Source organism: Roseateles sp. SL47, assembly GCF_026625885.1.
Lineage (GTDB): Bacteria > Pseudomonadota > Gammaproteobacteria > Burkholderiales > Burkholderiaceae_C > Roseateles.
On the sequence record NZ_CP113068.1, the window covers coordinates 4725625 to 4749188 of the forward strand.

Sequence of the window (23564 nt, forward strand, 5' to 3'; positions counted from 1 at the left end):
GGCGCTGCCCATGACCTCCACTGCTGCTGGTTTGCCCTCGGCCGCCCCACCCCACCACGGGCCCACGCTCGCGGTGGCCATCATCGACACCGACCTGCATCAACTGGCGCGCCAGGCGCTGCTGCACAGCATGCAGGCCATGGAACGGCAGGGCCTGCCCTTTTCCCAGGTGCTGATCTATTCGGACCGGCCCGAGCTGTGGCCGGGCCTGCCGGTGATCCGCATCCCCACGCTGCGCTCCATCACCGAATACAACCTGCTGGTGACCCGCGAGCTGGCCCGCCATCTCAGCGCCGACTTCGTGCTGGTGATCCAGTACGACGGCTTTGTGCTGAATGCCGACCAGTTCTCGCCGCATTTCCTGCACTACGACTACATCGGCGCGCCGTGGCCCAACTACGACCGGCATGAGGTGGGCAACGGCGGCTTCTCCTGGCGTTCCCGCCGGCTGGTGCAGGCCGTGGCGCAACTGGACTACAACGACCCGACCGAGGCGGAAGATCTGTTCATCTGCCGCCGCATGCGGGAGACGCTGGAAGGGATGGGCTGCCGGTTTGCGCCCAAGGCGATTGCACAACACTTCTCGGTCGAGTTCCCGGCGGTGCCCTTCCCCACCTTCGGCTTTCACGGCATCTTCCATCTGCCCTCGGTCTACCGGGAGATTCCGGATTTCCTGGTGGAGCACCTGTCCGACCGCATCATCCGCAGCCGCAGCAACTACCTGCTGCCGGGGCTGCAGGTGGTGTCCCCGGCGGCGGCCGAGCGCTTGCAGCAACGGCTGGCGGCGCTGACAGCCGCAGCGGCACCGCAGGCCTGAGCGCTTGCCACAACCGACATCCACCCGATGAAACAGATCATCATCCTGATCCCCCACGGCGTGCAGACCGGTGGCCCGGAAGCCCTGCACCAGCTCTCCGACGCACTGATCCGCCAGGGGCATGACGCCCGTGTCTGGTACGTGCTGCCCAGCGACCTGCCCGCCATCGACCAGCTCCATCGCGGCAACGGCCTGGGTCCGGACACGGCATTGCGACTGCAGCCCCGGCCCAACACCGTGGCGGACTACGAGAAATACCAGGTCCGGCTGGCGGAGCAGATCGTCATGAATGCCGACACCTGCGTGGTGCTCGCCGAGACCTATGTGCACTGGCTGCGTTATTTCCAGCCCTGCACACCGATGGTCTGGTGGCTGAGCATCGACAACGCCTTTGAATACCTGGCGGTTCAGAAGATCAACCTCAATGCGCTGCGCAGTGAACGGGTGCTGCACACCTATCAATCGGGATATGCGCACCAGGTCATCCGCGCCTTGGGCTGCCATCGCACGCTGCCGCTGTCGGACTACACCCCGGGGGCGGTCGTGTCCGACGGGCTGCCCAAAACCGACATTGCGCTCAATGCCAACCACAAGGTGCTATTTGACGTGGCTGCCATCGCTGCGCGGCTGGAACGGGAGAACGGTTGCAAGGTCCATCTGATCCGGGGCATGAGCCGGGCGCAGGTGTATGAAGCGCTGGGGCGCAGCCGGCTCTTTATTGACCTGGGCAACTTCCCCGGCAAGGACCGTCTGGCGCGTGAGGCCCTCATGCGGGACTGCTGTGTGTTTGCCCTGGATGTGGGCGCTTCCCGCGACTACGCCTTGCCGGAAGAGTGCTATTTCAAGCCCGATCAGGTGGACCAGGTGTTTGCCGGTGCCCAGCAGCTGATGCAGCAGTACGAGCTTTATCTGCAACTGAGCCTGCCGGCGCGCCAGGCGGTGCTGCGCGAGCGGATGGTCTTTGAACGGGAAGTCGCCGGGTTGGCGCATGCCTTTGGGTGCTGAGGAGCATCCGCCGACGGTGTAGGTGTTTTGCGTACACCGGTTTGAGCGCTACACCTCCCCTTGACGACGCCGGTACGGCCTTCAAATCGGGCGGCTGCTGATTGAAGATCCATCCATTCTCGAACCGCGCAGCCCAGCAGCCCAGCAAACAGTGGCAGCAGCGTGAAGGACGAGTTCATGCGCTTCAGTCAGAGGGTCACACATGCTGCTCACATCGCTCAAGGTCAAGACCAAACTATGGGCCGGTTTCGGTCTGATGGCCCTCATCGTCGTGGGGGTCGCCAGCGCTGGGCTGAACTGGCTCAGCCATGCCAACGCCCAATTCCATGACTATGTGGAGGGCGTCGGGGACCGGCTGCAACTGGTGGCGGAACTGGAAACCGCCGCCAAGTCCCGGGCGATTGCAGCTCGCAATCTGGTGCTGGTCACCACCGCCGAGGACCGCGCCACGGAGTTGGCCGCAGTGACGGAGGCCCACGGCCGTGTGAAGGACAGGCTGGCCCGGCTGAAGAAGGACATTTCAGAGCCTGATGCAACAGCCCAGGATCGGGAACTCGTCGCCCGCGTGGAGAGTGTGGAAGAGACATATGGCCCGGTGGCCCTGAGCATTGTGGGGCTGGCTCACAAGGGTCAGAAAGACGAAGCCATCACCCGGATGAACACCGAATGCCGGCCGCTGCTCGCGGCGCTGCTGAAGGCCACCAGCGACATCTTCGCGTTTGAAGAGAAACGCGCGGCGGAGGAGGCCGCCCATGCGACGGCCCAGTTGAACCGGGACCGCTGGATGCTCATCCTCACTGCCATGGGTGCAGCCCTGGTGGCCGGCGTGCTGGGCTGGGTGATCAGCAAGAGTGTGACGCGTCCGCTGTCCCACGCCATCAGCCTGGCAGAGTCGGTGGCCCAGGGCGACCTGCGCCAACAGATCGAAGTGACGGGCAAGGACGAAATGGCGCAGTTGCTGGGCGCGCTGCGGTCGATGAGCGACAACCTCTCCGGCATGGTGCGCAACGTCCGTGAAGCCGCTGACGGCATTTCCACGGCCTCGTCGCAGATCGCCATTGGCAATCAGGATCTGTCTGTCCGGACCGAATCCCAGGCCAGTGCGCTGCAGCAGACGGCTTCGTCGATGGCCCACATGACCTCCACCGTGCAGCACAGCGCCGCCACCTCGCGCAAGGCGACCGATCTGGCGAGCGAAGCCGCCAAGGTCGCTGGCGAAGGCGGTGAAGTGGTGGGCCGGGTGATCAGCACCATGGAAGCCATCAACGGCTCCAGCCGCCGCATTCACGACATCATCGGGGTGATTGATGGCATCGCTTTCCAGACCAACATCTTGGCGCTGAACGCAGCGGTGGAAGCGGCCCGTGCCGGCGAACAAGGACGCGGCTTTGCGGTGGTGGCCGGTGAAGTGCGTGCGCTGGCGCAGCGTTCGGCCCATGCGGCCAAGGAAATCAAGACACTGATCTCGGACAGCGTGGCGAAGGTGGATGCGGGCGGCGCCCTGGTGAGTGAAGCCGGCCGCACGATGGGCGACATCGTTCAGCAAGTGCGCACGGTGACGGCCCTGATGAACGACCTGAACAGCGCCACCGAGCAGCAAAGCACCGGCATTGGCGAAGTCAATGCCGCAGTGGCAGCGATCGACCAGGGGACGCAGCAGAACGCAGCGCTGGTGGAAGAAAGCGCGGCAGCGGCGGAAAGCCTGCGGCAACAGGCACAGGCGCTGTCTGAGCTGATTTCCCGATTCAAGTTGCGGGATGGGTTGCGGATGGCGTGAGCCGCGTTGACCGCGTCCAGAGGGAGCGCGGCTTCCATCGACTTCTTCAGGCCTTGATCAGTGTGCTCACGGCAAATGGGGCGCTTGGGCTTTCAACAATGCCTCAGCAGCGCCCCGGCAGAAATGCCGCGTTAGGCTGAAGAACTGGCTGAGCCAGCCCCTGCTTCCACCACGCGGCGCCCGGCCTCGGCCAAGCCTTGCAGGTCTACAAGAGCCGCGACTGGTCGGCCAGCAAGAAACTCGGCCTGCAGGATGCACAAAATGAGTCTCGCCAGGGCTACCAGTATGTCGACGACCTGCTCAAGCACCGCCCGTTCCTGACCCGCATGGGCTTCTGATCCGCCCTCAGCCGTTGAACCTTTTCGGCAGCGTGACAACAGCCCGCAGCCCGCCGCCTTCGCGCGGCGCCAACACCAGCGTGCCCGCGTGAGCACGACAGATCGCCTCCGCGATGGCGAGGCCGAGCCCCGAGCCGCCGGAGTCCCTGGATCGGGACTGATCCGCGCGCCAGAACCGGTCGAGCAGGCGCGGCAACTCCTCGTCGGCAACGCCCGATCCCCGGTCGGCCACGACCAGCTCCACGCTCCGATCCACGGCTGTTGCCCGGATCTCCAGCACGCCGCCCATGGCGGCGTGCCTCACCACGTTCTCCATCAGGACGAGCAAGACCTGACCCACGCGGTCCCGGTCACCGTGCAGGGTGAGGTCGCCGCCAAAGCTCGTTGTCGCGAGGACGCCCGCTTCCTTCATCGCGACTTCCAGCCAGGACACGCGTTCGCGGACCAGCTCGGACAGGCTGAACGGCTCATGCGCCAGCCGCAATTGCCCGGCTCGGGCCAACGACAACAGATGCAGGTCACCGACCAGTCGATTGATCTGTGCCAACTGCCGGTGGACCAATGCCAGTTGCGCCATATCGCGCGGAAACACGTCGTCCAGCATGCCCTGCACACGTCCCATCGCGGCGTTCAGCGGCGTGCGCAACTCGTGCGCCAACATGGCGCTGGACTCGCTCAACTCCCGCTCGTATTGCTCGAGCTTGGCCGCCATGTCGTTGAAGTCCCCCGTCAGCTCGACCATCTCGCGAGGCGGTGCGCCATGGACCGTCGCGCGCACGCGGAAGTCTCCGCCCGCGACGCGGCGAGCCGACCGCGCCACCTGCCCGAACTGGCGTGACAGGGTCCGCGACGCGAGAACGCCGAACAGCACCAGGAATGGCAGCTCGCAGACGGCCAACGCGCCGACGATCAGCCAATCGGGATTGGACAGACCCGGCACGAACTGCTCGACCGCATAGTGCTGCCGGATCAGCGACCACAGGCGTTCCTCGTTGCCTTGGGGCTGCGTGCGCAGTCGAAGGATCTCCTCACGCTCGGTCGGCGGCAGGCGGTTCAGGATCGCCTGGTCGTGGAGGCTGAAGTAACCCCACATGCCGATGGCCACGGCCACGATGGCGCCAAAAGCCAGGGCGCTCATGCGCAAGCCCATCCACAACCACAAGGGGATAGGCTCCGCGCGGCCCGAGAACAAGCGCCGCATCATTGGAAGCGGTAGCCGACGGCCCGCACGGTGACCAGCACCCCGGTGATGCCCTGCTGCTCGAGCTTGCGGCGCAGGTTGTGCACGTGGGTGTCGACCACGCGCTCGAGCGCGTCGCTGTCGGGCAGGCAAGCCTCCAGCAGCTCGCCCCGTGTGAACGCCTTGAACGGCGTCCTGAGCAGCGTCACCAGCAGGTTGAACTCGGTCGGGGTCAGGTCGAGCAGCTGGCGCGAACTGCCGTCCGGGGCCTCGACCGCGGCGACCACGGCGTCGACGTCGACGCTCAAGCGGCCGTGGCGCAACGGACCATCGGTGACTCGCGTCGGCGAGGAGCGACGCAGCACCGCATGGACGCGGGCAACGACCTCCCTGGGGCTGTAGGGCTTGACCACGTAATCGTCGGCGCCGTAACGCAGCGCGCCGAGCTTGTCAGGCTCGTCACCGACGGCGGTGACCATGATGACGGGCGTGTCGCCGGCACGACGGATGCTGGACAGGACCTCGATGCCGCTGAGCCGCGGCAGCATCACGTCGAGCAACACGATGTCCGGTCGCCATTCGGCATGCAGGTACACGGCCCGCTGGCCGTCATGCGCGAGCGTCACGGCGAAGCCGTCCTTGCGCAGGTAGGCCTCCAGGATGCTGGCGCTGTCCAGGTCGTCCTCGACGACGAGCACCTTCTTGTCGGTCATCACGATGGGTCAGCGAATTCAGGAAAGGAAAGACGCCGTGGAAACACAGCAACGGTGGTGGGGCGACGGCGGAATGAGGGGTGGCATCTCCGAGGGTCCTTGATGAAATCTTGATGATTCGCCGAACGTGCCTTGAAACTCCTCGTCGAAGCTTCGGGGTATAGACACCTTCGAGCGCTCTCGCATGATTTCACACTTCGCCCTCCGCCGGGGGCATCGCGTTCAACGCACGGCCGCGGCAGGCCTGATCGCGCTGACTGTGGCGGGATGTGCCCTCGCCCCGCCTGCGCAGCGTCCCGAGATGCGCGTGCCGGCACGCCTGTCCGACGACGGAATCCCGCTGAGCACGCAGACCCGCCCGGACGTGGCTCTCACACCGCAGGAGCGTGATTTCATCGCTGCGTTGGCTCCCGACCGCGATCTGGTGCCCCTGGTCGCACGAGCGCTGGCGGCCAACACCGACTACCGGCTGGCGGTGCTCCAGGTCGCCCAGTCCCGGGCCCAGTACCGGCTGCAGCAGACCGATCGGTGGCCGAGCGTCGGCCTCTCGGCGACCCAGTCGCGCCAGCGTTTCGACAGCGCGGAGCAGGACGCGCGGTATGGCCAGAAGCTGGTCTCGGCCACCCTCGGTCTCGACGACTACGAACTGGACCTCTTCGGCCGGCTGAAGTCGCTGTCCGATGCGGCACGCGAGCGCTATCTCGCCTCGTCCCACGGGCAACAGGCGGTGCGAGGCGCGCTGGTCGCCGAGGTGCTCCGGCTCTACATCCTGGAACGCAGTGCGGCGCAGGCGCTCGATGTGGCGGCAGCGCTCCATGCCCACAGCGCGGACCTGCTGGCCATCGGGCAGCGTCAACGCTCGGTGGGCCTGGCCTCCAACGACGACGTCGACCGCCTTCGGGCGCAGGACGACCGGGCGGCCGTGGCCGAGGCGCAGTCGCGCGAGTCGCATCTCGGCCTGCTGCGCGCGTTGCGGTTGATGACCGGATCGGACGTCGTGCCGGTGGGGCCGCTGGCGCCGCTGGCCCACGCGTCAAGCCAGCCGGCCGCCTTGCGCGACCTGGACTCGCGACTGCTGCTTCAGCGTCCGGACGTGCAGCAGGCCGAGGCCGAATTGCGTGCAGCGCATGCGGACATCGGTGCCGCACGGGCCGCGTTCTTCCCATCGATCCGCCTCAGCACCGGCATCGGCACGGCCAGCGACGGCCTGCGTGGTCTTTTCGCGAGCGGCAGCGGTGTCTGGAGCTTCATGCCGCAGTTGACGCTGCCGCTGTTCGACCACGGCCGTCGCCAGGCCGCGCTCAATCTGGCCCAGCTGCGGCACGAGACGGGCGTCGTCAGCTACGAACAGGCCGTACAACGCGCGTTCCGGGAAGTGCTCGAGGCCCTCGACGCGCAGCCCACCTGGCGTGAGGCCGAGCGCCGTCAAGCCGATCAGGACGATCGCACGCAGCGCCGCCTGCAACGCACGACCGCCCGCGCCGAGGCTGGCTGGGTCGATCGCGCCGACCTGCTGGCCGAGCGCATCGTGGCCGGGCAATCAGCGCTGGCCCGGCTCGAGGCGCAGCGCGACGTGGCGCTGAACCGGGTGGCGCTTTTCCGCGCCTTTTACGGCGTCGCGCTGCCCGGCTCCGCCGCTTCCCTTTGAACCTTCCCCTGCTGCGTCCAGCACATCAGCCCCATATTTGCCTTCCTGGAGTCTCCATGTCTCATCTGTCTCATCGCATTTCCCTCGTCCTTTCTCGCATCGGCGTAGCACTCGTCGCTTCGATGACCGCATCCGGCGCCGCCATCGCCGCAGATGGTCTGACGCCGTCCCCGCTGTTCGGCGACAAGACCGAGATCACCGTCGGCGCCGCGGCGCAGTTCGCGCCACGCTACGCCGGCGCCGACCGCACGCGGCTGCAGCCGGCCGCCGTGCTGGTCGTTCAGCGCGGCGTGTTTTTCCTCGACACGACGCGCGGCGCCGGCCTGCAGTTCCAGACGGACTGGGGACTGTATGGATCGCAGTCGATGTTCTACGACTTCGGGCGCCTGCAACGTGACAGCGACTGGCGCCCCGGCGACCGCCGCCTTGCCGGCATGGGCGACGTGCGGGGCTCGCTGACCACGCGCAGCCTGCTCGTGCAGGACCTGGGTCATGGCCTCTCGGCCAGCGTCGAGGCGGAATTCGCGCTGCACGATGGCGCGCGCCGGAATCGATACCGCACCGGCGTCGAGTACGACGTTCTGAAGGCCGGGCGAGAACACGTGACGCTGGACGTCGACGCCTTGTGGGGTGACCGCCGCTACAACCAGGCGTACTTCGGCGTCACGGCGGCGCAGGCGGCCAGCAGCCGTTTCGCCGCCTTCCAGGCCGGTGGAGGCCTCTATGCGGGCAGCGTGGCGGCCACCTGGGAGCACCGCTTCGACCCGCACTGGACGGGATCGCTGGAACTGCGCGGGACGCATTACCTCGACAACGCGGCACACAGCCCGGTCGTCGAACGCCGCAATCCCGTGTCGACCACCCTGGCAGTCACCTACGCCTTCTGATTCGATGCAAGCAACGATGAAACTGCCCTTGAGCAGACACCCTTCCCGCCGCTTCGCGAGTGCCTGCCTGCTGGCGGTGGCGGCCACGGTGCTTGCCGGCTGCGGCCGCGCGAACGTGGCGCCACCCGCTGCGCCGCGCACCGTGAAGCTGGAGACAGCCGGCATCGGCGCTGCGAGCAGCGACACCCGCTTCATCGCCATGGTCCGGCAGGAGCAGCGTGCCGACCTCGCCTTCGAACAGGGCGGTCGCATTGCGGCGATTGCCGTCGAGGTCGGTGACCGCGTGCGCCAGGGCCAGGTACTGGCACGGCTGGACCCGGCACCGATGCTGTTGAAGCTGCGTCAGGCCGAGGCGCAGCTGCGTGCCGCGGCCGCGCAATGGCGCGTGCGCGACAGCCAATGCCGGCAGCAGCAGGCCATGTTCGATGACGGGGCAACCTCGCGCGCGACGCTGACGGCGGCGGAGTCCGCCCTCGATGCCGCTGCTGCTCAGCGGCAGATGGCGGAAGCCGACCTGACGCTGGCGCGGCGCACGCTGCATCAGAGCGAGATCCGCGCGCCCTTCGACGGCAGCGTGGTCGCGCGGCTGGCACAGCCGCAGGGCGATGCGGCGGCGGGCCAGATCTTGCTGCAGCTGGAGGGCCTCGGGCGGCCACAGGCAGTGGCCGTCCTCCCGGGGGACATCGCCAGCCGGCTGCAACCGGGCGCGTTGGTGCGCGCGCGGCGTGCCGGTGCCGCCGAGCCCTTCTCGATGCGCTTGCGCGGTGTCTCGTCGCGCCTGGATGGCGGCGGCAGCGCCCAGGTGATCCTCGACTTTCAGGGCGCGGCCAACGCACTGCGCAGCGGCGACAGCCTGTCGCTCGACCTGATTGATGCGCCTGCCGGAGTGCCCGCTGGTGCCCAGGCCGGAGCGCTCACGGTGCCGCTGTCGGCGGTGATCGCCGACGCCCGCGGCGTCAACGCCGCTGTCTTCGTTTATCAGCAGGCGGCCGGGCGCGTCACCCGTCGCCCCGTGACCCTCGGCCCGATGGCCGGTGAGCGATTCGTCATCAGCGCCGGCCTGAAACCCGGCGAGCAGATCGTGACGGCGGGGGCAGCCTTCCTGAGCGATGGGCAGGCGGTCCAGCCGCTGCCCGTGGCATCGCGCCTCGCCGACGGAGGCTCCCTGTGAAGCTCACGCACTCCGCCCTGAGGGCCAGTCGGCTGACCCTGTTCACCGCCGTGCTGCTACTGTTGGCCGGCGTGGCGACCTTCCTGGATTTCCCTTCGCAGGAAGAGCCCTCCGTCACCGTGCGCGACGCGCTGGTATCGGTCGCCTTCCCCGGCATGCCCAGCGAGCAGGTGGAGCAACTGCTCGCCAAACCCACCGAAGAGCGCCTGCGCGAGATCGGCGACCTCAAGCGGATTGTTACCACCGTGCGGCCCGGCAGCGCCGTGCTGCAGCTCACCGCCTACGACCGGGTGAGCGATCTTCCCGCGCTCTGGCAGCGCGTGCGTGCCAAGGCCGGTGAGGCCGCCGCCGAGCTGCCCGCCGGCACGGTGGGCCCGTTCGTCGAGGACGACTTCGGCCGCGTCGCCGTCGCGTCGATCGCCGTCACGGCGCCAGGCTTCGGCATGAGCGAGATGCGTGAGCCGCTCCGCCGGCTGCGCGAGCAGCTCTATGCGCTCCCGGGCGTCGAGCATGTGTCGCTCTACGGCCTGCGCGAGGATCGCGTCTACGTCGACTTCGACCGCGCCCGCCTGGTCGAGGCCGGCGTGGCGCCGGCCTCGATCGCGCAGCAACTGCAGGCGCAGAACGTCATCGCGCCCGGCGGGCTGATCTCGGCGTCCGGGCTCGCCATGACGGTCGCGACCTCGGGCGAGATCCGCGGCCTCGACGATCTCCGCCACTTCCTCGTCACGGTGCCAGTGGCCGCCGGCAGTCGTCAGGTGCCGCTTAGCCAACTGGCGCGGATTCAGGTGTTGCCGGCCGATCCGCCGGAGAGCGCCGCAGTCTATCAAGGGCAGCCGGCGGTTGTCGTGGCGGTGTCGATGGCCCAGGGGCGCAACATCGCCGCCTTCGGCAAGGCGCTGCAGGCAAAGCTGGAAGAGACCCAGCGCCTGCTCCCGGTGGGCTTCGAGCAGCACGTGGTCACCTTCCAGGCCGACGTCGTCGAGCGCGAGATGGGGAAGATGCATCACGTCATGGGCGAGACGGTGGTCATCGTCATGGCCGTGGTGATGCTGTTCCTGGGCTGGCGCACCGGACTGATCGTCGGCGCCATCGTGCCGCTGACCATCCTCGGCACGCTGATCGCGATGCGCGCGCTCGGCGTAGAGCTGCAGACGGTGTCGATCGCGGCGATCATCCTGGCGCTGGGTCTGCTCGTGGACAACGGCATAGTCATCGCCGAGGACATCGAACGCCGCCTCGTCGCCGGCGAGGAACGCCGCTACGCCTGCATCGAGGCCGGCCGCACACTCGCGGTGCCGCTGCTGAGCTCGTCGCTGGTGATCGTGCTGGCCTTCTCCCCCTTCTTCTTCGGCCAGACGGCCACCAACGAGTACCTGCGCTCGCTGGCGGTCGTGCTGGCGGTGACGCTGCTCGGCTCCTGGGTGTTGAGCCTCACCGTCACGCCGCTGCTATGCCTGTACTTCGCCCACGTGCCGGCGACTCATGGTGCCCCTCATCAGGGCGGATCGCGCTTCTATCGCGGCTATCGCGCGCTGATCGGATGGGTGCTCGATCACAAGGCTCTGTTCATCGGCAGCATGGTCGCGTTACTGCTCGCGGCGGGCGCGGTGCTGTCGAACATCCCATACGACTTCCTCCCCAAGTCGGACCGGCTGCAGTTCCAGATGCCGGTGACGCTGCAGCCGGGCAGCGACTCCCGCCAGACCTTGCGTACCGTCGAGGCGATGAGCCGCTGGCTGGCCGACCGCAACGCCAATCCCGAGGTCGTGGACAGCATCGGCTATGTGGCCGATGGCGGCCCCCGCATCGTCCTCGGGCTGAATCCGCCGCTGCCGGCGGCCAACGTCGCGTACTTCACCGTCAGCGTGCAGCCGGGGACGCGGATCGACGACGTCATCGCCCGAGCCAAGCGGCACATGCGCGTGCACTTTCCCGAGCTGCGAGCGGAGCCGAAGCGCTTCTCGCTCGGCAGCACCGAGGCCGGCGTCGCAATCTATCGCGTATCGGGGCCCGACGAGGCGGAACTGCGGCGCATCGGCGGCGAGATCCAGGCCGCGCTGGCCTCGGTGCCCGGCAACGTCGATGTCTACGACGACTGGATGACGCGCGTGCCGCGGCGCGTGATCCAGGTCGATCAGGCGCGGGCGCGCCAGGCGGGTGTCTCCAGCGACGACGTCGCCCGGGCCTTGCAGATGCGCTACGGCGGCGTCGCGGCGTCGGTCGTTCACGACAACGGCGTGTCGGCGCCCATCGTGCTGCGCGGCGGCGCGTCCGAACGCGCCGCCGATGGCTCGCCCGCCGACACGCTGGTGTATCCGTCCGCAGACGGCGCGCCGGTGGCCCTGTCGGCCATCGCCTCGGTGACCAGCGACACCGAGCCGTCGACGCTCGTGCGTCGCAATCTCGTGCGCACGCTCACCGTCACCGGGCACAACCCGACGCGGACCACCAGCGAGCTGGTGCAGGCGATCGCGCCGCGGATCGCCGCCATCGCCCTGCCTCCGGGATACCGTATCGAACTGGGCGGCGAGATCGAGGACTCGGCCGAGGCGAATCAGGCGCTGCTCGAGTTCATGCCGCATGCGCTGATCGCGATCCTGCTGCTCTTCATCTGGCAGTTCAACTCGTTCCGCAAGCTGTTCATCATCGTCGCCAGCGTGCCCTTCGTGCTGATCGGCGCGACGCTCGCGTTGCTGCTGACCGGATATCCGTTCGGATTCATGGCGACCTTCGGCCTGCTGGCGCTGGCCGGGATCATCGTCAACAACGCGGTCCTACTGCTGGAGCGCATCGAGGCGGAACGCGCCGCTGGTCTCGGCCGCCGCGAGGCCGTCGTTGCCGCGGCAGTCAAGCGCCTGCGGCCGATCGTGATGACCAAGCTGACCTGCATCGTCGGCCTGATCCCGCTGATGCTGTTCGCGGGACCGCTGTGGACCGGCATGGCGATCACAATGATCGGCGGACTGGCGCTGGGCACGCTGGTGACGCTCGGGCTGATTCCGGCGCTGTATGACCTGCTTTTCGGCTGGCGGAAAGCGTAAACATGCGAGGCTCTGCCCTCGGCATGCCAAGGCGTGCAATGAAACCACGTCGATGACGTGGACGCCCAACATTCGAGGAATGTTTTCATGGGATTTCTGAGCGAAACACATACTGTGGATCGAGCTGCGGAGGCTCACCACGGGACTCATCACGGTCACGGTCACGGTCGGCCTCTGGCCCATGCGGCACGGTGGAGTGGATTGTTGGCGCTGACAGCGATCCTGACTGCCTGTTCCAGTTTCCGTCCGTGGACCAACGCGCCGCAGCCTGTAGCACCGGAAAGCGCCGCTCCAATCGCCACCACTGCCAGCCCTCAGCCGGTCGTCCGCCCAGTCGTCGTTGCGGTCACGCTGTCGGGCGGCGGTGCACGTGCGGCGGCGTTCGGGCTCGGGGTGCTGCGCGAACTACACGCGACGGAGTTCACGGTCGACGGGCACGCCACCAACTTGCTGGACCAGGTGGCGCTGATCAGCGGCGTGTCCGGCGGCAGCATTCTCGCCGCCCATTTCGCGGCATTCGGGAACAAGACACTGTCCCGCTTCGAGCCCGATTTCCTGATGGTTCCGTTCGAGGCCGGGCTCATCCGGCAAGCGTTCGAGCCCCAGCGGCTTTATCACCTGACCTCGCCGTGGTACGGCCGGACCCACATCCTGGCGCAGCGACTTGACGAGCTCTATCAGGGCCGCACCTTCGGCGATCTCAAGGCCAGACCAGGCGCGCCGGACCTGATGGTGACCGCCACCGATCTGACGACCGGCGCGCCTTTCGATTTCACGGACGAACAGTTCAAGCTGATCTGCTCGGACCTGGATCGAACACCTTTGTCATTCGCGGTCGCCGCCTCCTCCGCGGTACCGATCCTTCTCTCTCCGATGACATTGCAGAACTTCGCCGGTCAATGCCCGCAGTCACCGCCGCCCAGTCAACGAGCGGACGGAGTAACGGACTACCGCACCCGGATGCTCGCCACTACTGCAGAGACTTATCGAGACGCTCGCGCCCGCCCATTCATTCACCTGGTCGACGGCGGTGTCTCAGACAACACGGGGGCCCGTCTGATGCTCGACCGGCTCCTGGCCGGCGGTTCAATGGCGTCCTCCTTTCCTGATGCCCCACCCGCGTCGATCCACCGTTTGATCCTGGTGACCGTCAATTCGGAGCGTGACCTGGCCGAGCGCATCGACGCCAGCGACCGCGTGCCTTCAACAGGTCAGGTCATGGAGACGCTGTTGTTCGGTGCGGGGGCTCGCGAGACCCAGGTGACGCTCGCGATGCTCAGCGACGACAACCGGCGCTGGCAGGAAGAACTCCAGCGCAGTCGCGGTTCGCCGGGCAGCCCGTTCGCCGCGGATGCGGAACTTCACCTGATCAGCGTCAGCTTGCACGATGTCCAGGACGACAAGATGCGCCACAGTCTCCTGCGCGTCCCGACGGCCTTTACTATCGAGGCGGTCGACGTGCGAGAACTTCAGCAGGCCGGCACCGCCACCTTGCGCAATGCGCCGGACTTTCAACGGCTGAAGGACAGCCTGCAGGCAATAGACGGGAAGCTTCAAAAAGTTGTGTCGGGAACTCATCAGGACTGAATTTTAGAGCCCGGAACTCGCCAAGCCCCCAGCACCGGCTCTGCCAGCGCGCCCGCCTGAAGGGCCAACGCCGAGAGCATGCAAGCGGCGGCGCAACCGCCTGCAGAAACGCCACAAGAAAGGCTGGATCACAACAGGACGCCGCGACTGCGATCCGGCAAGGTGTGAACGTCCTCAGCAGAAGTCAGGAGTGGACGGTGGGGTCGCCAGCCGATCTGCTCCAGCGCGTTTCGCGCCAGCTCTTGTGCATTGGCGTAATAAGCAGCCAAATCGTCACAACGCTCGCCGAGTGGGAACCACGCGGGGTTGGAAGCGATCCAGTCGGCCACACTGGTCAGACCCGCCAGCCAATTCACCATCGGCAAGCTCAAGGCTGCGGACTGTGGCTGACCTTGCGGCGCAAGAACCGACCAATAGACATCGATCAGGGACTGCCGCGCCTCCTGCCAGCCTGCCCCTTCACGCAGTGGCGTTCCCCATCGGACTTCTGATGACAAGAAGTGGTAGCCATGATGCGCGCAATGAGGCTCTATCTGCGGCAACCAATCTGGCGTATCTCACGACGCGCTTTCTGGAAATGCATCGCCCCCCGAATCAAGGCGTCAACAGCGGCAACACATATTTCACCGGCACCGCATAGCTGATCCCGCTGGGCGCGCTCAGCGCCGATTCCCGCGTACTCTTGAGCGCCACCATGTTCACCACGCCCACCACCTTGCCGGTGCGGATGTCCATCAGCGGCCCGCCGCTATTGCCGGGATAGGCGGTGATGTCGAGTTGCAAAAACTCCATGTCTCCCCCGCGCAATTGCCTGATGGCCCGCTCGGAGAGGTTGTTGGAGGTGGGCGCCGGCAGTGCCGCCTTGGTAATGGCGGCAACAATGCCGCGGTGCGTGACCAGCTGAACGCCCAGCGCCGTCCCCAGCGGATACCCCATCAGGGCCACCGCCACCCCTTCCCTCACCGCCGTGGCACTGTCATCCACGGTGGCCAGCGGCAAGGTGGCGACCAGCGGTTTGCCCTCGTCCAGCTCCAGCAGGGCCAGGTCATGCAAAGCGTCCCGCCGCAGCAGCTTCACCGACCGTGGCTGAGCTTGACCAGACGCATTGGCCACACCCGGCACCAGAATGGCCAAGTCTTTCTCCAGCGGATTGGGAATGACATGCGAACAGGTGACGATGGTCTTGCCATCCCCCACCATAAAGCCGGTGCCTCGAAAACCGAATCGCGGGTTGTCCGTGGCGCTGAAGGTGCCAACGGCCACCACCGCCTGACGGCTTTTGTCGATCAGGTCCGGGAGCGTGTTGGACATTTCCTGGGCGCTTGCATCGCCACTCCAGGCCGCGGCGCTCAGGCCCGCCACAGAGCCGCCCAGCGTCAGCAAAGGCCGATGCAGCCACGCCCCCCCCATGACCTGGGTGCCCAGCCCAGGCGCCGCCAACACAGGCACTCCCACCCAGCGGGCGAGTCGCCCCAGCATCCATCGGCGCGAGCAGCCGCTGTCAACGTCCATGTCACTCATTGCTTGCATCCATCCTGTTCAGGCCGCCAGGTCCCTGGCCGTCTGGCCCATCTCCAGTTCCGAGACAAAGCTGCGCCAGTTGCGGTCCGGTTCTTCAATCTTGAAACCGTAGAAAGTGCCGTGGTCGGTGACCCGCTTTCGTACCGCGTGCGCCAGCAGTCGCGAACGGGTGTTGTGGCCCAGTTCAATCTCCACCCGGCCTTCCACATTCAGCGGCAACTCATGCTTGCACTCGGCTTGGAAACCCTGCGCCGACACTTCAATCACATCCAACTGCACATACCCGATGGCGGGCAGCCCGTTGGCCGCCGGTACATCCATGTGGCCGGGGCAGCGCATGGAGTAACGCGGGTACTGCCGCAGCGCACGGCCCAGATCCTCGCCCCCGCCGCTCAGCATGGGCAGCAAATAGCGGAATTCCGGCTGGCGATAGACCGACCACAGCAGCGCCTTCTTGCGGTCTGGCAACTGGGTGAACACCGGCACTTGCTTGTTGAAGAAGTGGTCCAGCAGTTCCGGCGTCATCACCGGATCGTTGGTCGTGTGATAGCGCCGCTCCGGCAGCTTGATGTTGGGCAGCGATTGCCGGAAGAAGTATTGGTGCAGGTTCTTGCGGGCCTTGCGTCCGCGATAACCACGCTCAAAGACGACATCCGCCTCGTGCAAGTCCAGCGTGGCACCGACCGCCGGCGCGCCATTGGCAAAGTCGTAGTTGTCGACAGTCTGCTCTTTCAGGCGCTTGAAGAAGAGCAGCGCTTCATACAACTCGATCTTGTCCGGATTCACCGCAATCACCAGATGCCGGGTGTCGAAGTACTCGGTGCAGTACTGGTGCATGAACTTCATCAGCGGGAAGAGAATGGCCCCACCCGTCTTGCGAAACGCAGGCGCCACCGCCAGGGCCGAGATCTCAGCCACCATGCCCCCCTTGGCGCGCACCCCTTCCAGGTCGAAGACCGATTGCAGCGGGAAGCCGAACACGCCCTCACGCACCATGGAAATCGTGCCGACCACTTCGCCATCGTATTTGGCGCACAAAGTGGTGGTGGTGGGGAGCGAGTGGTAGATGGTGACCCGTAATCCGCTGGGGTCCGGCTTCATGAAGCCGCTGCCCACGTAGGCGTCATGCAGGATGCGGAAGCAGGCGTCCAGCTCCTCCTTCGATTCCGCAACCTTCAGCTCCAGGCGTTCACTCGGGGCGGGATCGCAGTCCACCATGCGCCGGTACACCGCAAAGCGCCAGGGCTTGGGCAAGGTGGAGAAGAGCCTGCGCAGCCCCTGGTGGAATCGCTTGCGCAAGCTGTGGCGACGAATCTGGCTCATAGGATCGTCTCCCTGATGGTGCAGCCTGCTTGCGGGGCCCATCCGCTTTATCGGATGGCTGCCTGCAACTTCTGCACCTCGGCTTGTTGCTCGAATTGTGGCCCGAGATCGGCCAGGCGCTTGAGTTCCGTCTGCGCCTCGGCCTTCTTGCCGCCCGTCACATACAACTGGGCCAGCCGCAGACGATAGGCAGGCACATTGGGTGCCTGGGCCACGGCCTGCTGTTGCACCTCGATGGCCTTGGTGGTCTGCCCCTTGGCGGCCAGGGCTTCGGCCCACGTGTCCAGATACGGCGCCACCTTGGGCCGCATCTGGTTGGCCTTCTCCGCATACTTCAGGCCTTCGTCTGTACGGCCGGCCCGCAGCTTCAGCCAGGCAATGTTGTTGGCGGCTGCGGCGTTGTCCGGAGCGTCGGCAAGGACGCCTTGATAGTACTGCTCAGCCAGGTCGTACTGCCCTTTGGTGAGCGCCACATCGCCCAGGTGGTACCTGAAAAGAGTGTCCTGCTTGTGTTGACTCAGCCACGCATTCGCATATTGCCTGGCTTCTTCGGTTTTGCCGGATTCCACCAGCACACCATGCAGGGCCACGGCCAGGGCGGTGTTGGGCATGGTGGCGCCGGCATCCTTGGAGAGCTGGTCGGCCTTGCGGTAGGCCGCCAGTGCGCCACTCCAGTCCTTGCGCGCACGGGCCACATCGCCTTCCAGCTTCCACCCCAGGCCGAAGGTCGGGCGCGCCGTCTGCAGGGCCTTGGCTGCCTGCAGGGCCAGTTCCGGGCGGCCGATGGCCAGGGACTTGCCGGCCACCTTCTCCGCCAGCTCAGCGTCGCCCGGGGCAATGGCCTGGGCGCGCTTGAGCGCAGCGGCGGCCAATTCACGGTCGGCCGGCTGGCCGCTGCTCATATAGAGATCCGCCAGACGCAGGGGCCCCAGCGGGGACCGGGGCTGCAGCGTGGCCACCTTGTTGAAGCTGGTGATGGCCGATTGGCGCTCACCTTGCGCCAGTTGCACCTGGCCCAGAGCATCCGCCAGCTCGGCCGAATCCGGATTGGCGGTGACCCCCTCCTGGGCCACCGCAGCGGCCTGCTTCAGGTCCTGCTTGTTGACCAGCAGGCTCACCAGCGCCAAACGTGGGGAGGGTTCCGTGGGGAAGTTGCGGATGATCTCGTTCAGCTGCTTGATCGCGTCTTCCGGCTTGATGAGCTGGTGGGTGACCCGCACGCCCATCTGCGCCATCACCGGCTTGAGGTTTTTCGGGTCGGCCTTGATGGCGGCGTCGTAACGCCTGGCGGCGTCTTCCGGCTTCTTGTCCTGCAGGTCCATCGCCGCCAGGTTGTTGGCCGGCGTCAGCGCCTTGGGTTCGCGCTGGATGGCTTTTTCGAATTCGGCGCGGGCCGCGGTCCGGTCGCCACGGAACAAGGCCATGCGGCCGCGCAGTTCCGGTGCGGCAGCGCTATCGGGCGTCTTGCGGTCGATGATGTCGATGACCTCGTTGGCGTGCGTCCAGTCCTTCTTGCGCAGGTAGAGGCTGACCAGCGCCAGATCAGCGGTGACGCCCTTGTCTTCGGCCGAAAGCTTGCGCAGCGTCTCAACGGCCTGCGCTTCCTGTCCCTTGCGGGCCTGGGTCAGCGCCAGCCCGACGCGGCTGGTGATGTCGGCCGGATTCAGCTCGGCGGCGCGGGCCAGCAGCCGCTCGGCCTCATCGCTCTGCCCTTGCTTGAGCTTGATTTCGGCAGCCAGCGCCAGCGCTTCGCCGGTGGGCCCCGGCTTGCCTTCCAGCAGCGGTTGCAGCGTGGCCCAGGCCTGGTCGGCATCGCCGCTGCGCAGTTGAACCTGCGCCAGTGCAATACGGGCCTGGGGGGCATCCGGCGTGCTGCTCACCACCTTCGCAAAATTCGATTCGGCCTGACGCAGGTCGCCGCTGGCCTGGGCCACCCGGCCGGCCAGGTAAAGCGCCCGGTCATTGCCCGGTGCGATCTTGAGCAAGGCCTGGCTCAGATCGGTGGCTTCCTTCAGGTTGCCGGATTCCAGCGCAAAGATGGAGGCGTAGTAGAAGGTCTGGGCATGGGTGGGCAGCGCGGCCTTCATGGCGGCCACGGCTTCTTTGGCCGCCGGCTTGTCACCCTTGCGCATCAGCGCGGTGATCAGGCCGGAATGGGCCGCAGGCAGCTTCTTGTCGATGTCCAGCGCCTTGCGATAGCTGTCGATGCGGTCATCCACCGGCGACTCGGCCAGCTCCTGCAAATCCCCTTTGACCTGCCAGGCTTCGGCCGCATTGGGCGACTGGGCCAGCAGCGTGTCGAGCTGGGCCAACGCCTCCTTGAGCTTGCCTTCGCTGGTCATGAGCCGGATGTTCATGAGCTGGACAGCCAGGCTGTCCGGCTGCGCCTTCAAGGCCGCGTTGGCAGCGGCGCGGGCTTCGGGCATCTGCCGCTTGGCGATATACGCGCCCACCAGCGTGCTTTGCAGATCGGCCTCATCGGCCGGGGCGCCGAGGTGGCTACTGGCGAATTGCGACACCACCTCGTCCTGCTTGCCTTGCAACAGCAGCAGCCGCGCCTGCAGGGCCGACATGCCGTCGCTGGTGTAGCCCTGGGCTTTGGCCTTGTCGGCTTCAATCACGGCGCCGGGCAGATCGCCGGCATCAAGCAAGGCTTTGGCCAGCAGATAACGGGCCTCGCCCAAGGAGCCGTCTTTCTGCAGCGCGTTCTTGAGCTGGATGATGGCGGCCTTCGGGTCTTTCTTGTCCAGATGCTCGCGGGCCGACTTGACCATGTCCTGCGCCGAGTCGCCCATGCAGCCCGCCAGGGCACCTGCCAGCAGCAGGGTCGAGCCCAGCGCCAGGATGCCTGCGCCACGCGACAGCGGGCCGCCAGGGCGGCGGGGAGATGAGCCGTTCTTGAAATCTCGGGACATGCTTGTCTCTCTCGGATGCAATGATGCGTTCGGTGTGAGGCCGACCCTGCCTGATGCGCTCAGGTCTTGAGTCCGAGCCGCGCCATCAGGTCATACAGCGTGGGCCGACTGACACCCAGCAGGTCGGCGGCCTTGGCAATGTTGTTGTCCGTGCGGCCCAGTGCGGCCACCACGGCCTGTCGTTCGGCGCGTTCGCGCACGCTGCGCAGGTCCAGCTCGGTATCGTCCGAGAGCGGTGCATCGGGCACGGCCAGGCCCAGGTCGTCGGCGGTGATGCGTTCACCGTCGGCCATGATGGAGGCGCGCTTCATCAGGTTCTGCAGCTCGCGCACATTGCCGGGCCAGCGATGCGCCTCGACACTGCGGATGGCTTCATCGCTCAGGCGCAGGATGGGGCGACGCTGCTCCGACGAAAAACGCCGCAGGAAGGCATGCGCCAGCAGCACGGCATCCCCCACGCGGTCACGCAGCGGCGGGATCTCCACCACGATCTCGGCCAGGCGGTAGTAGAGGTCTTCGCGGAACAGGCCCTGGGTGATCTTGGCTTTCAGGTCCTGGTGGGTGGCGCCCACGATGCGCACGTCCACCGCGATCTCCTGCCTTCCCCCCAGCCGCTCGATGCTGCGCTCCTGCAGGAACCGCAGCAGCTTGGCCTGCAGCGGCATGGGCAGATCGCCGATTTCATCGAGCATCAACGTACCACCGTGGGCCGTCTCGATCTTGCCGACGGTGGTCTTGGTGGCGCCGGTGAAAGCACCGCGTTCATAACCGAACAGTTCGCTTTCCAGCAGTGCTTCGGGAATGGCCGCGCAGTTGATGGCCACGAAGCGCCCCTTGCGACGCGAGGCATCGTGCAGGGCCTGGGCCAGCAGCTCCTTGCCGGTGCCGCTTTCGCCCAGCAGCAGCACGGTGGCGTCGCTGGCGGCCACACGTTCGATGGTGCGGCACAGGCGCTGCATCTGAGGGTCCCGCGTCAGCAGCTTGCCGGTCGGTTCGCCCTCCTGCTGCGTGAGCAGGCGCTGGTTCTCCTGCTGCAGCTCATGCAGGCGCATGGCGCGCTCCACGGTGAGCGCCAGCACATCCGCGTCCACCGGCTTGGAGAGGAAATCGTAGGCACCCATGCGGATGGCCCGCAGCGCATTGTTCTGGTCGTTCTGGCCGGTCAGCACAATCACCTTGATGCCGGGATCCAGCTCGATGAGCTTCTCCAGCAGGCGAAAGCCTTCGGAGACGGAATCCTGATCGGGCGGCAGGCCCAGGTCCATGGTGACCACGGCAGGCTTGTGCCGACGAAACTGCAGCAGCGCAGTCGCGACGTCATCGGCCGTGACCGATTCGAAACGATCCAGGGACCATTTCAGTTGCTTCTGCAGGGCCAGATCGTCCTCGACGATCAGCAGCGAGGGTGGCTGGGCGCTCATCGGGCTTTCACGGCCGCATCACGGCCGGCATCGGAACCACCGTTGCCACGCTCGGGGCCGGTATCGGCAAAAAACAGCGGCAACAGGATCTTCACCTGCGTGCCTTGGCCGGGGGCGCTCTCCACGTTGATCTTTCCTCCAAGTTCCTGCAGGTACTGGTAGCTCTCGTAGGCTCCAATGCCCATGCCAGCACTTTTGGTGGTCTGGAAGGGCTTGAACAGGCGCTGGTCCATGAACTCCTGCGTCATGCCACAACCAGTATCCTCCACTTCCACCTGCGCATGGCTGCCCATTCGTTGTAAGCGGAGTAAAACCCTCCCCTCAATCGGGGTGGCATCCAATGCGTTCTGGACCACATGGCCGAGCACGCGTTCGATGCGTTCCTCATGGCCACGGGCGCTGACCTCGTCCCGCAGATCCAGCTCCAGCGCGCGCCCTTTGCTGACGGCTGCGGCCGCCAGACGCCGTGCGATGGGCACCAGCGCAACGCCCCCAGTGCTGCCATGGTGAGGCTTGTCGCCTTCGCGCAGTTGCAGCATCAGCTGGCGCATCTTCTCCAGCGAGTTCTCGACCGTGTCCAGCATGTCTTGCTGAAACTCCGGGTTGTCGCGCAGCCGCTTGGCGTTTTTCATCATCAACGACAGCTGGGTGATGATGTTCTTCAGGTCATGCACCACGAAGGCGGACATGCGGTTGAAGGCCTCGAACTTGCGCGCCTCCAGCAGGGCTTCGGTGGCCTGCATCTGCGCCAGATAGCTGGCGGCCTGCTGGGCAGCGGTGCGCAGCAGGTCGCGCACTTCCCAATTCAACTCCAGCCGCGTGCGCGGCTGCCCCAGCACCACCCAGCCGATGAGGGCACCGGCCTGAATCAGCGGCACGATCAGCCAATGCCGCTCATCGGCCGCCAGCGCGGGCGGCAGGGCCACGTGGTCATAGGCGGCGGGATGCTCGCGCCATTCCTGGATGTCGATGATCCAGGCGCGCGCCTGCAGCCAGCGCAGCAGCGGCTCATCCGGCACCAGGCCTTCGCGATGCTCCTGCAGATTCCAGCGGGCGGTCTGCACAAAGTCGTCGGAGGCCGGACCGCGGCGCAGCCACAGAGCTCCCGAGGGCCCTTCCACCAGATTGGCCAGGCCGTGGATGACCGATTCCCCCAGCTGCGCGGGCGAAGCGCTGGCCGACAACATGCCGGTGAAGCGCAGCCATTCCTGGCGATAGTCGTAGCGATAGCTGAAGAAATTCTTGCTGATGTACACCCGCAGCTTGGCCCGCATCGAGCCCGACAGGCCGATCAGCAGCAGCGCCAGCACCCCCACCGCCAGCAGCACCTGCTGCAGCGCCCGGCCCCATTCGCCGCCGGTGTAGCGCACGTAGTAGCCCAGGCCCGAAACCACCAGCAGATACACACCGACGATCAGCAGCGTGAGGGACTGGAAGGCGGCCGCCCGAGAGACATGCAGTTTGTCCAGCCACTTGCGGTGGCGCCGGCTGGCCAGCCACAGCAGCGGCACGGCCATGCTGTGCACCAGGGCGCGCACACTCAGTGCGTCCCCGTCGAACTGCTGGAAGAGCGACGCCTGCGAAAACACAAAGACGTCGAACACAAACACCGCGCCCAGGCCGAGACAGACCGGTTTGGCATTCCATCGGGCATCGCGGTCGATGTTGCGCAGCATCTGCTCCAGCAGCACCAGACCCAGCACGCCCAGGCCCAGCCAGGCCATGGCCATGGGGCGCTGCATCAGCATCACCGGTGTGTCACCCCACAGCCGCCACATGGGCAGGACAAGGGCCACGGCCACTGCGGCCCAGGCCAGCGCCTGCAGCGAGCGCGGCACGCCGGAAGGGCGACGTCCGTCCGCTTGTTGAGGGAGTTCCACCAAGGCCAGGATGAAGGCGAACCAGGCGGCATACCGCAGCACATCCACCACCGGCAGCACCAGTTGCACCAGCACATGGCGGTCGGACACCCAGCCGAGCGGTTCCACGGTGTCCAGCGCGGCCCACGCGGCGGTGAGCAGCAGGGCCGCCTGCAAACGCAGCGCCCGCCGGGGGTGACGCTGGAATTGCGGCCACACCACCACCGCCAGCGCCAGATGCGCCAGCAGGCACAGCACGCCGGAAGCGGCGGCCAGTAAAGAAGGAGAAGAGAGGTCGCTCAGCATCGCGCCAGGCGTGCCACCAGATCAACGGGGGATGCGACGACGTTGGAGCCAA

The 23564-nt window shown here is 66.5% G+C and carries 17 protein-coding genes; 9 read left to right on the forward strand and 8 right to left on the reverse strand.

What is annotated here, in order from left to right:
• Positions 1–10 precede the first annotated feature (10 nt).
• The 4 genes from OU995_RS20365 to OU995_RS20385 all read left to right on the forward strand — a co-directional run bounded on the left by OU995_RS20365 (position 11) and on the right by OU995_RS20385 (position 3937).
• The gene (locus OU995_RS20365) at positions 11–817 is read left to right on the forward strand and encodes a DUF5672 family protein (protein ID WP_267831943.1); all 807 of its coding nucleotides are present in this window, start codon (positions 11–13) and stop codon (positions 815–817) included.
• Between the two features lie 27 nt (positions 818–844).
• A complete protein-coding gene (locus tag OU995_RS20370) occupies positions 845–1822 on the forward strand; it encodes a hypothetical protein (protein WP_267831944.1) in 978 nt (325 codons plus the stop codon).
• A 202-nt stretch (positions 1823–2024) separates the two neighbouring features.
• Complete coding sequence (locus OU995_RS27510) at positions 2025–3599, forward strand: methyl-accepting chemotaxis protein (protein ID WP_324288627.1); 1575 nt, start codon at positions 2025–2027, stop codon at positions 3597–3599.
• Between the two features lie 197 nt (positions 3600–3796).
• Positions 3797–3937 (forward strand): hypothetical protein, encoded by a 141-nt coding sequence (locus OU995_RS20385; RefSeq protein WP_267831945.1) that lies wholly within the window; start codon positions 3797–3799, stop codon positions 3935–3937.
• Between the two features lie 7 nt (positions 3938–3944).
• On the opposite strand, the gene OU995_RS20390 is transcribed toward OU995_RS20385, so the two are convergent.
• Positions 3945–5075, reverse strand: a complete 1131-nt coding sequence (locus OU995_RS20390) for a sensor histidine kinase (RefSeq protein ID WP_267831946.1) — start codon at positions 5073–5075, stop codon at positions 3945–3947.
• Positions 5076–5137: 62 nt separating this feature from the next.
• A complete protein-coding gene (locus OU995_RS20395) occupies positions 5138–5830 on the reverse strand; it encodes a response regulator (RefSeq protein WP_267831947.1) in 693 nt (230 codons plus the stop codon).
• A 184-nt stretch (positions 5831–6014) separates the two neighbouring features.
• Between OU995_RS20395 and OU995_RS20400 the strand changes: the two genes are divergently transcribed.
• The 5 genes from OU995_RS20400 (at position 6015) to OU995_RS20420 (ending at position 14167) form a co-directional block, all read left to right on the forward strand.
• Positions 6015–7478 (forward strand): efflux transporter outer membrane subunit, encoded by a 1464-nt coding sequence (locus tag OU995_RS20400; protein ID WP_267831948.1) that lies wholly within the window; start codon positions 6015–6017, stop codon positions 7476–7478.
• A 56-nt stretch (positions 7479–7534) separates the two neighbouring features.
• Positions 7535–8365 carry a MipA/OmpV family protein gene (locus OU995_RS20405; protein ID WP_267831949.1) on the forward strand — a complete coding sequence of 277 codons (831 nt, stop codon included), beginning with the start codon at positions 7535–7537 and terminating at the stop codon, positions 8363–8365.
• A 16-nt stretch (positions 8366–8381) separates the two neighbouring features.
• Positions 8382–9536 carry an efflux RND transporter periplasmic adaptor subunit gene (locus OU995_RS20410; RefSeq protein ID WP_267831950.1) on the forward strand — a complete coding sequence of 385 codons (1155 nt, stop codon included), beginning with the start codon at positions 8382–8384 and terminating at the stop codon, positions 9534–9536.
• Complete coding sequence (locus tag OU995_RS20415; protein WP_267831951.1) at positions 9533–12580, forward strand: efflux RND transporter permease subunit; 3048 nt, start codon at positions 9533–9535, stop codon at positions 12578–12580. Before OU995_RS20410 ends, OU995_RS20415 begins: the two co-directional genes overlap by 4 nt.
• Before the next feature lie 204 nt (positions 12581–12784).
• Positions 12785–14167, forward strand: a complete 1383-nt coding sequence (locus tag OU995_RS20420) for a patatin-like phospholipase family protein (RefSeq protein ID WP_267831952.1) — start codon at positions 12785–12787, stop codon at positions 14165–14167.
• 128 nt (positions 14168–14295) lie between these two features.
• Here the strand turns inward: OU995_RS20420 and OU995_RS20425 are convergent, their stop codons facing one another.
• Genes OU995_RS20425 through prsK form a run of 6 tightly spaced genes read right to left on the reverse strand, consistent with a single transcriptional unit; the run spans position 14296 to position 23512 of the window.
• Positions 14296–14709 carry an HD domain-containing protein gene (locus OU995_RS20425; RefSeq protein WP_267831954.1) on the reverse strand — a complete coding sequence of 138 codons (414 nt, stop codon included), beginning with the start codon at positions 14707–14709 and terminating at the stop codon, positions 14296–14298.
• A 52-nt stretch (positions 14710–14761) separates the two neighbouring features.
• Positions 14762–15688, reverse strand: coding sequence for a S1 family peptidase (locus OU995_RS20430; protein WP_267831955.1), 927 nt, complete (start codon positions 15686–15688; stop codon positions 14762–14764).
• Positions 15689–15706: 18 nt separating this feature from the next.
• Positions 15707–17011, reverse strand: a complete 1305-nt coding sequence (locus tag OU995_RS20435) for a GNAT family N-acetyltransferase (RefSeq protein ID WP_267831956.1) — start codon at positions 17009–17011, stop codon at positions 15707–15709.
• A 47-nt stretch (positions 17012–17058) separates the two neighbouring features.
• On the reverse strand, positions 17059–19926 hold the full coding sequence (gene prsT / locus OU995_RS20440; RefSeq protein ID WP_267831957.1) for an XrtA/PEP-CTERM system TPR-repeat protein PrsT: 2868 nt from the start codon (positions 19924–19926) through the stop codon (positions 17059–17061).
• 59 nt (positions 19927–19985) lie between these two features.
• On the reverse strand, positions 19986–21347 hold the full coding sequence (prsR, locus tag OU995_RS20445; protein ID WP_267831958.1) for a PEP-CTERM-box response regulator transcription factor: 1362 nt from the start codon (positions 21345–21347) through the stop codon (positions 19986–19988).
• Entirely contained in the window at positions 21344–23512 is a 2169-nt protein-coding gene (prsK, locus tag OU995_RS20450; RefSeq protein ID WP_267831959.1) for an XrtA/PEP-CTERM system histidine kinase PrsK, read from the reverse strand. Before prsK ends, prsR begins: the two co-directional genes overlap by 4 nt.
• Positions 23513–23564 lie beyond the last annotated feature (52 nt).

What these genes read in the sequence shown, in the direction of transcription:
- OU995_RS27510 (WP_324288627.1), top strand. Translation starts at nt 2,025, where the DNA reads ATGCTGCTCACATCGCTCAAGGTCAAGACCAAACTATGGGCCGGTTTC.
- prsR (WP_267831958.1), bottom strand. Translation starts at nt 21,347, where the DNA reads ATGAGCGCCCAGCCACCCTCGCTGCTGATCGTCGAGGACGATCTGGCC.
- OU995_RS20405 (WP_267831949.1), top strand. Translation starts at nt 7,535, where the DNA reads ATGTCTCATCTGTCTCATCGCATTTCCCTCGTCCTTTCTCGCATCGGC.
- OU995_RS20400 (WP_267831948.1), top strand. Translation starts at nt 6,015, where the DNA reads ATGATTTCACACTTCGCCCTCCGCCGGGGGCATCGCGTTCAACGCACG.
- prsK (WP_267831959.1), bottom strand. Translation starts at nt 23,512, where the DNA reads ATGCTGAGCGACCTCTCTTCTCCTTCTTTACTGGCCGCCGCTTCCGGC.
- OU995_RS20395 (WP_267831947.1), bottom strand. Translation starts at nt 5,830, where the DNA reads ATGACCGACAAGAAGGTGCTCGTCGTCGAGGACGACCTGGACAGCGCC.
- OU995_RS20435 (WP_267831956.1), bottom strand. Translation starts at nt 17,011, where the DNA reads ATGAGCCAGATTCGTCGCCACAGCTTGCGCAAGCGATTCCACCAGGGG.
- OU995_RS20410 (WP_267831950.1), top strand. Translation starts at nt 8,382, where the DNA reads ATGAAACTGCCCTTGAGCAGACACCCTTCCCGCCGCTTCGCGAGTGCC.
- prsT (WP_267831957.1), bottom strand. Translation starts at nt 19,926, where the DNA reads ATGTCCCGAGATTTCAAGAACGGCTCATCTCCCCGCCGCCCTGGCGGC.
- OU995_RS20390 (WP_267831946.1), bottom strand. Translation starts at nt 5,075, where the DNA reads ATGAGCGCCCTGGCTTTTGGCGCCATCGTGGCCGTGGCCATCGGCATG.
- OU995_RS20430 (WP_267831955.1), bottom strand. Translation starts at nt 15,688, where the DNA reads ATGAGTGACATGGACGTTGACAGCGGCTGCTCGCGCCGATGGATGCTG.
- OU995_RS20365 (WP_267831943.1), top strand. Translation starts at nt 11, where the DNA reads ATGACCTCCACTGCTGCTGGTTTGCCCTCGGCCGCCCCACCCCACCAC.
- OU995_RS20370 (WP_267831944.1), top strand. Translation starts at nt 845, where the DNA reads ATGAAACAGATCATCATCCTGATCCCCCACGGCGTGCAGACCGGTGGC.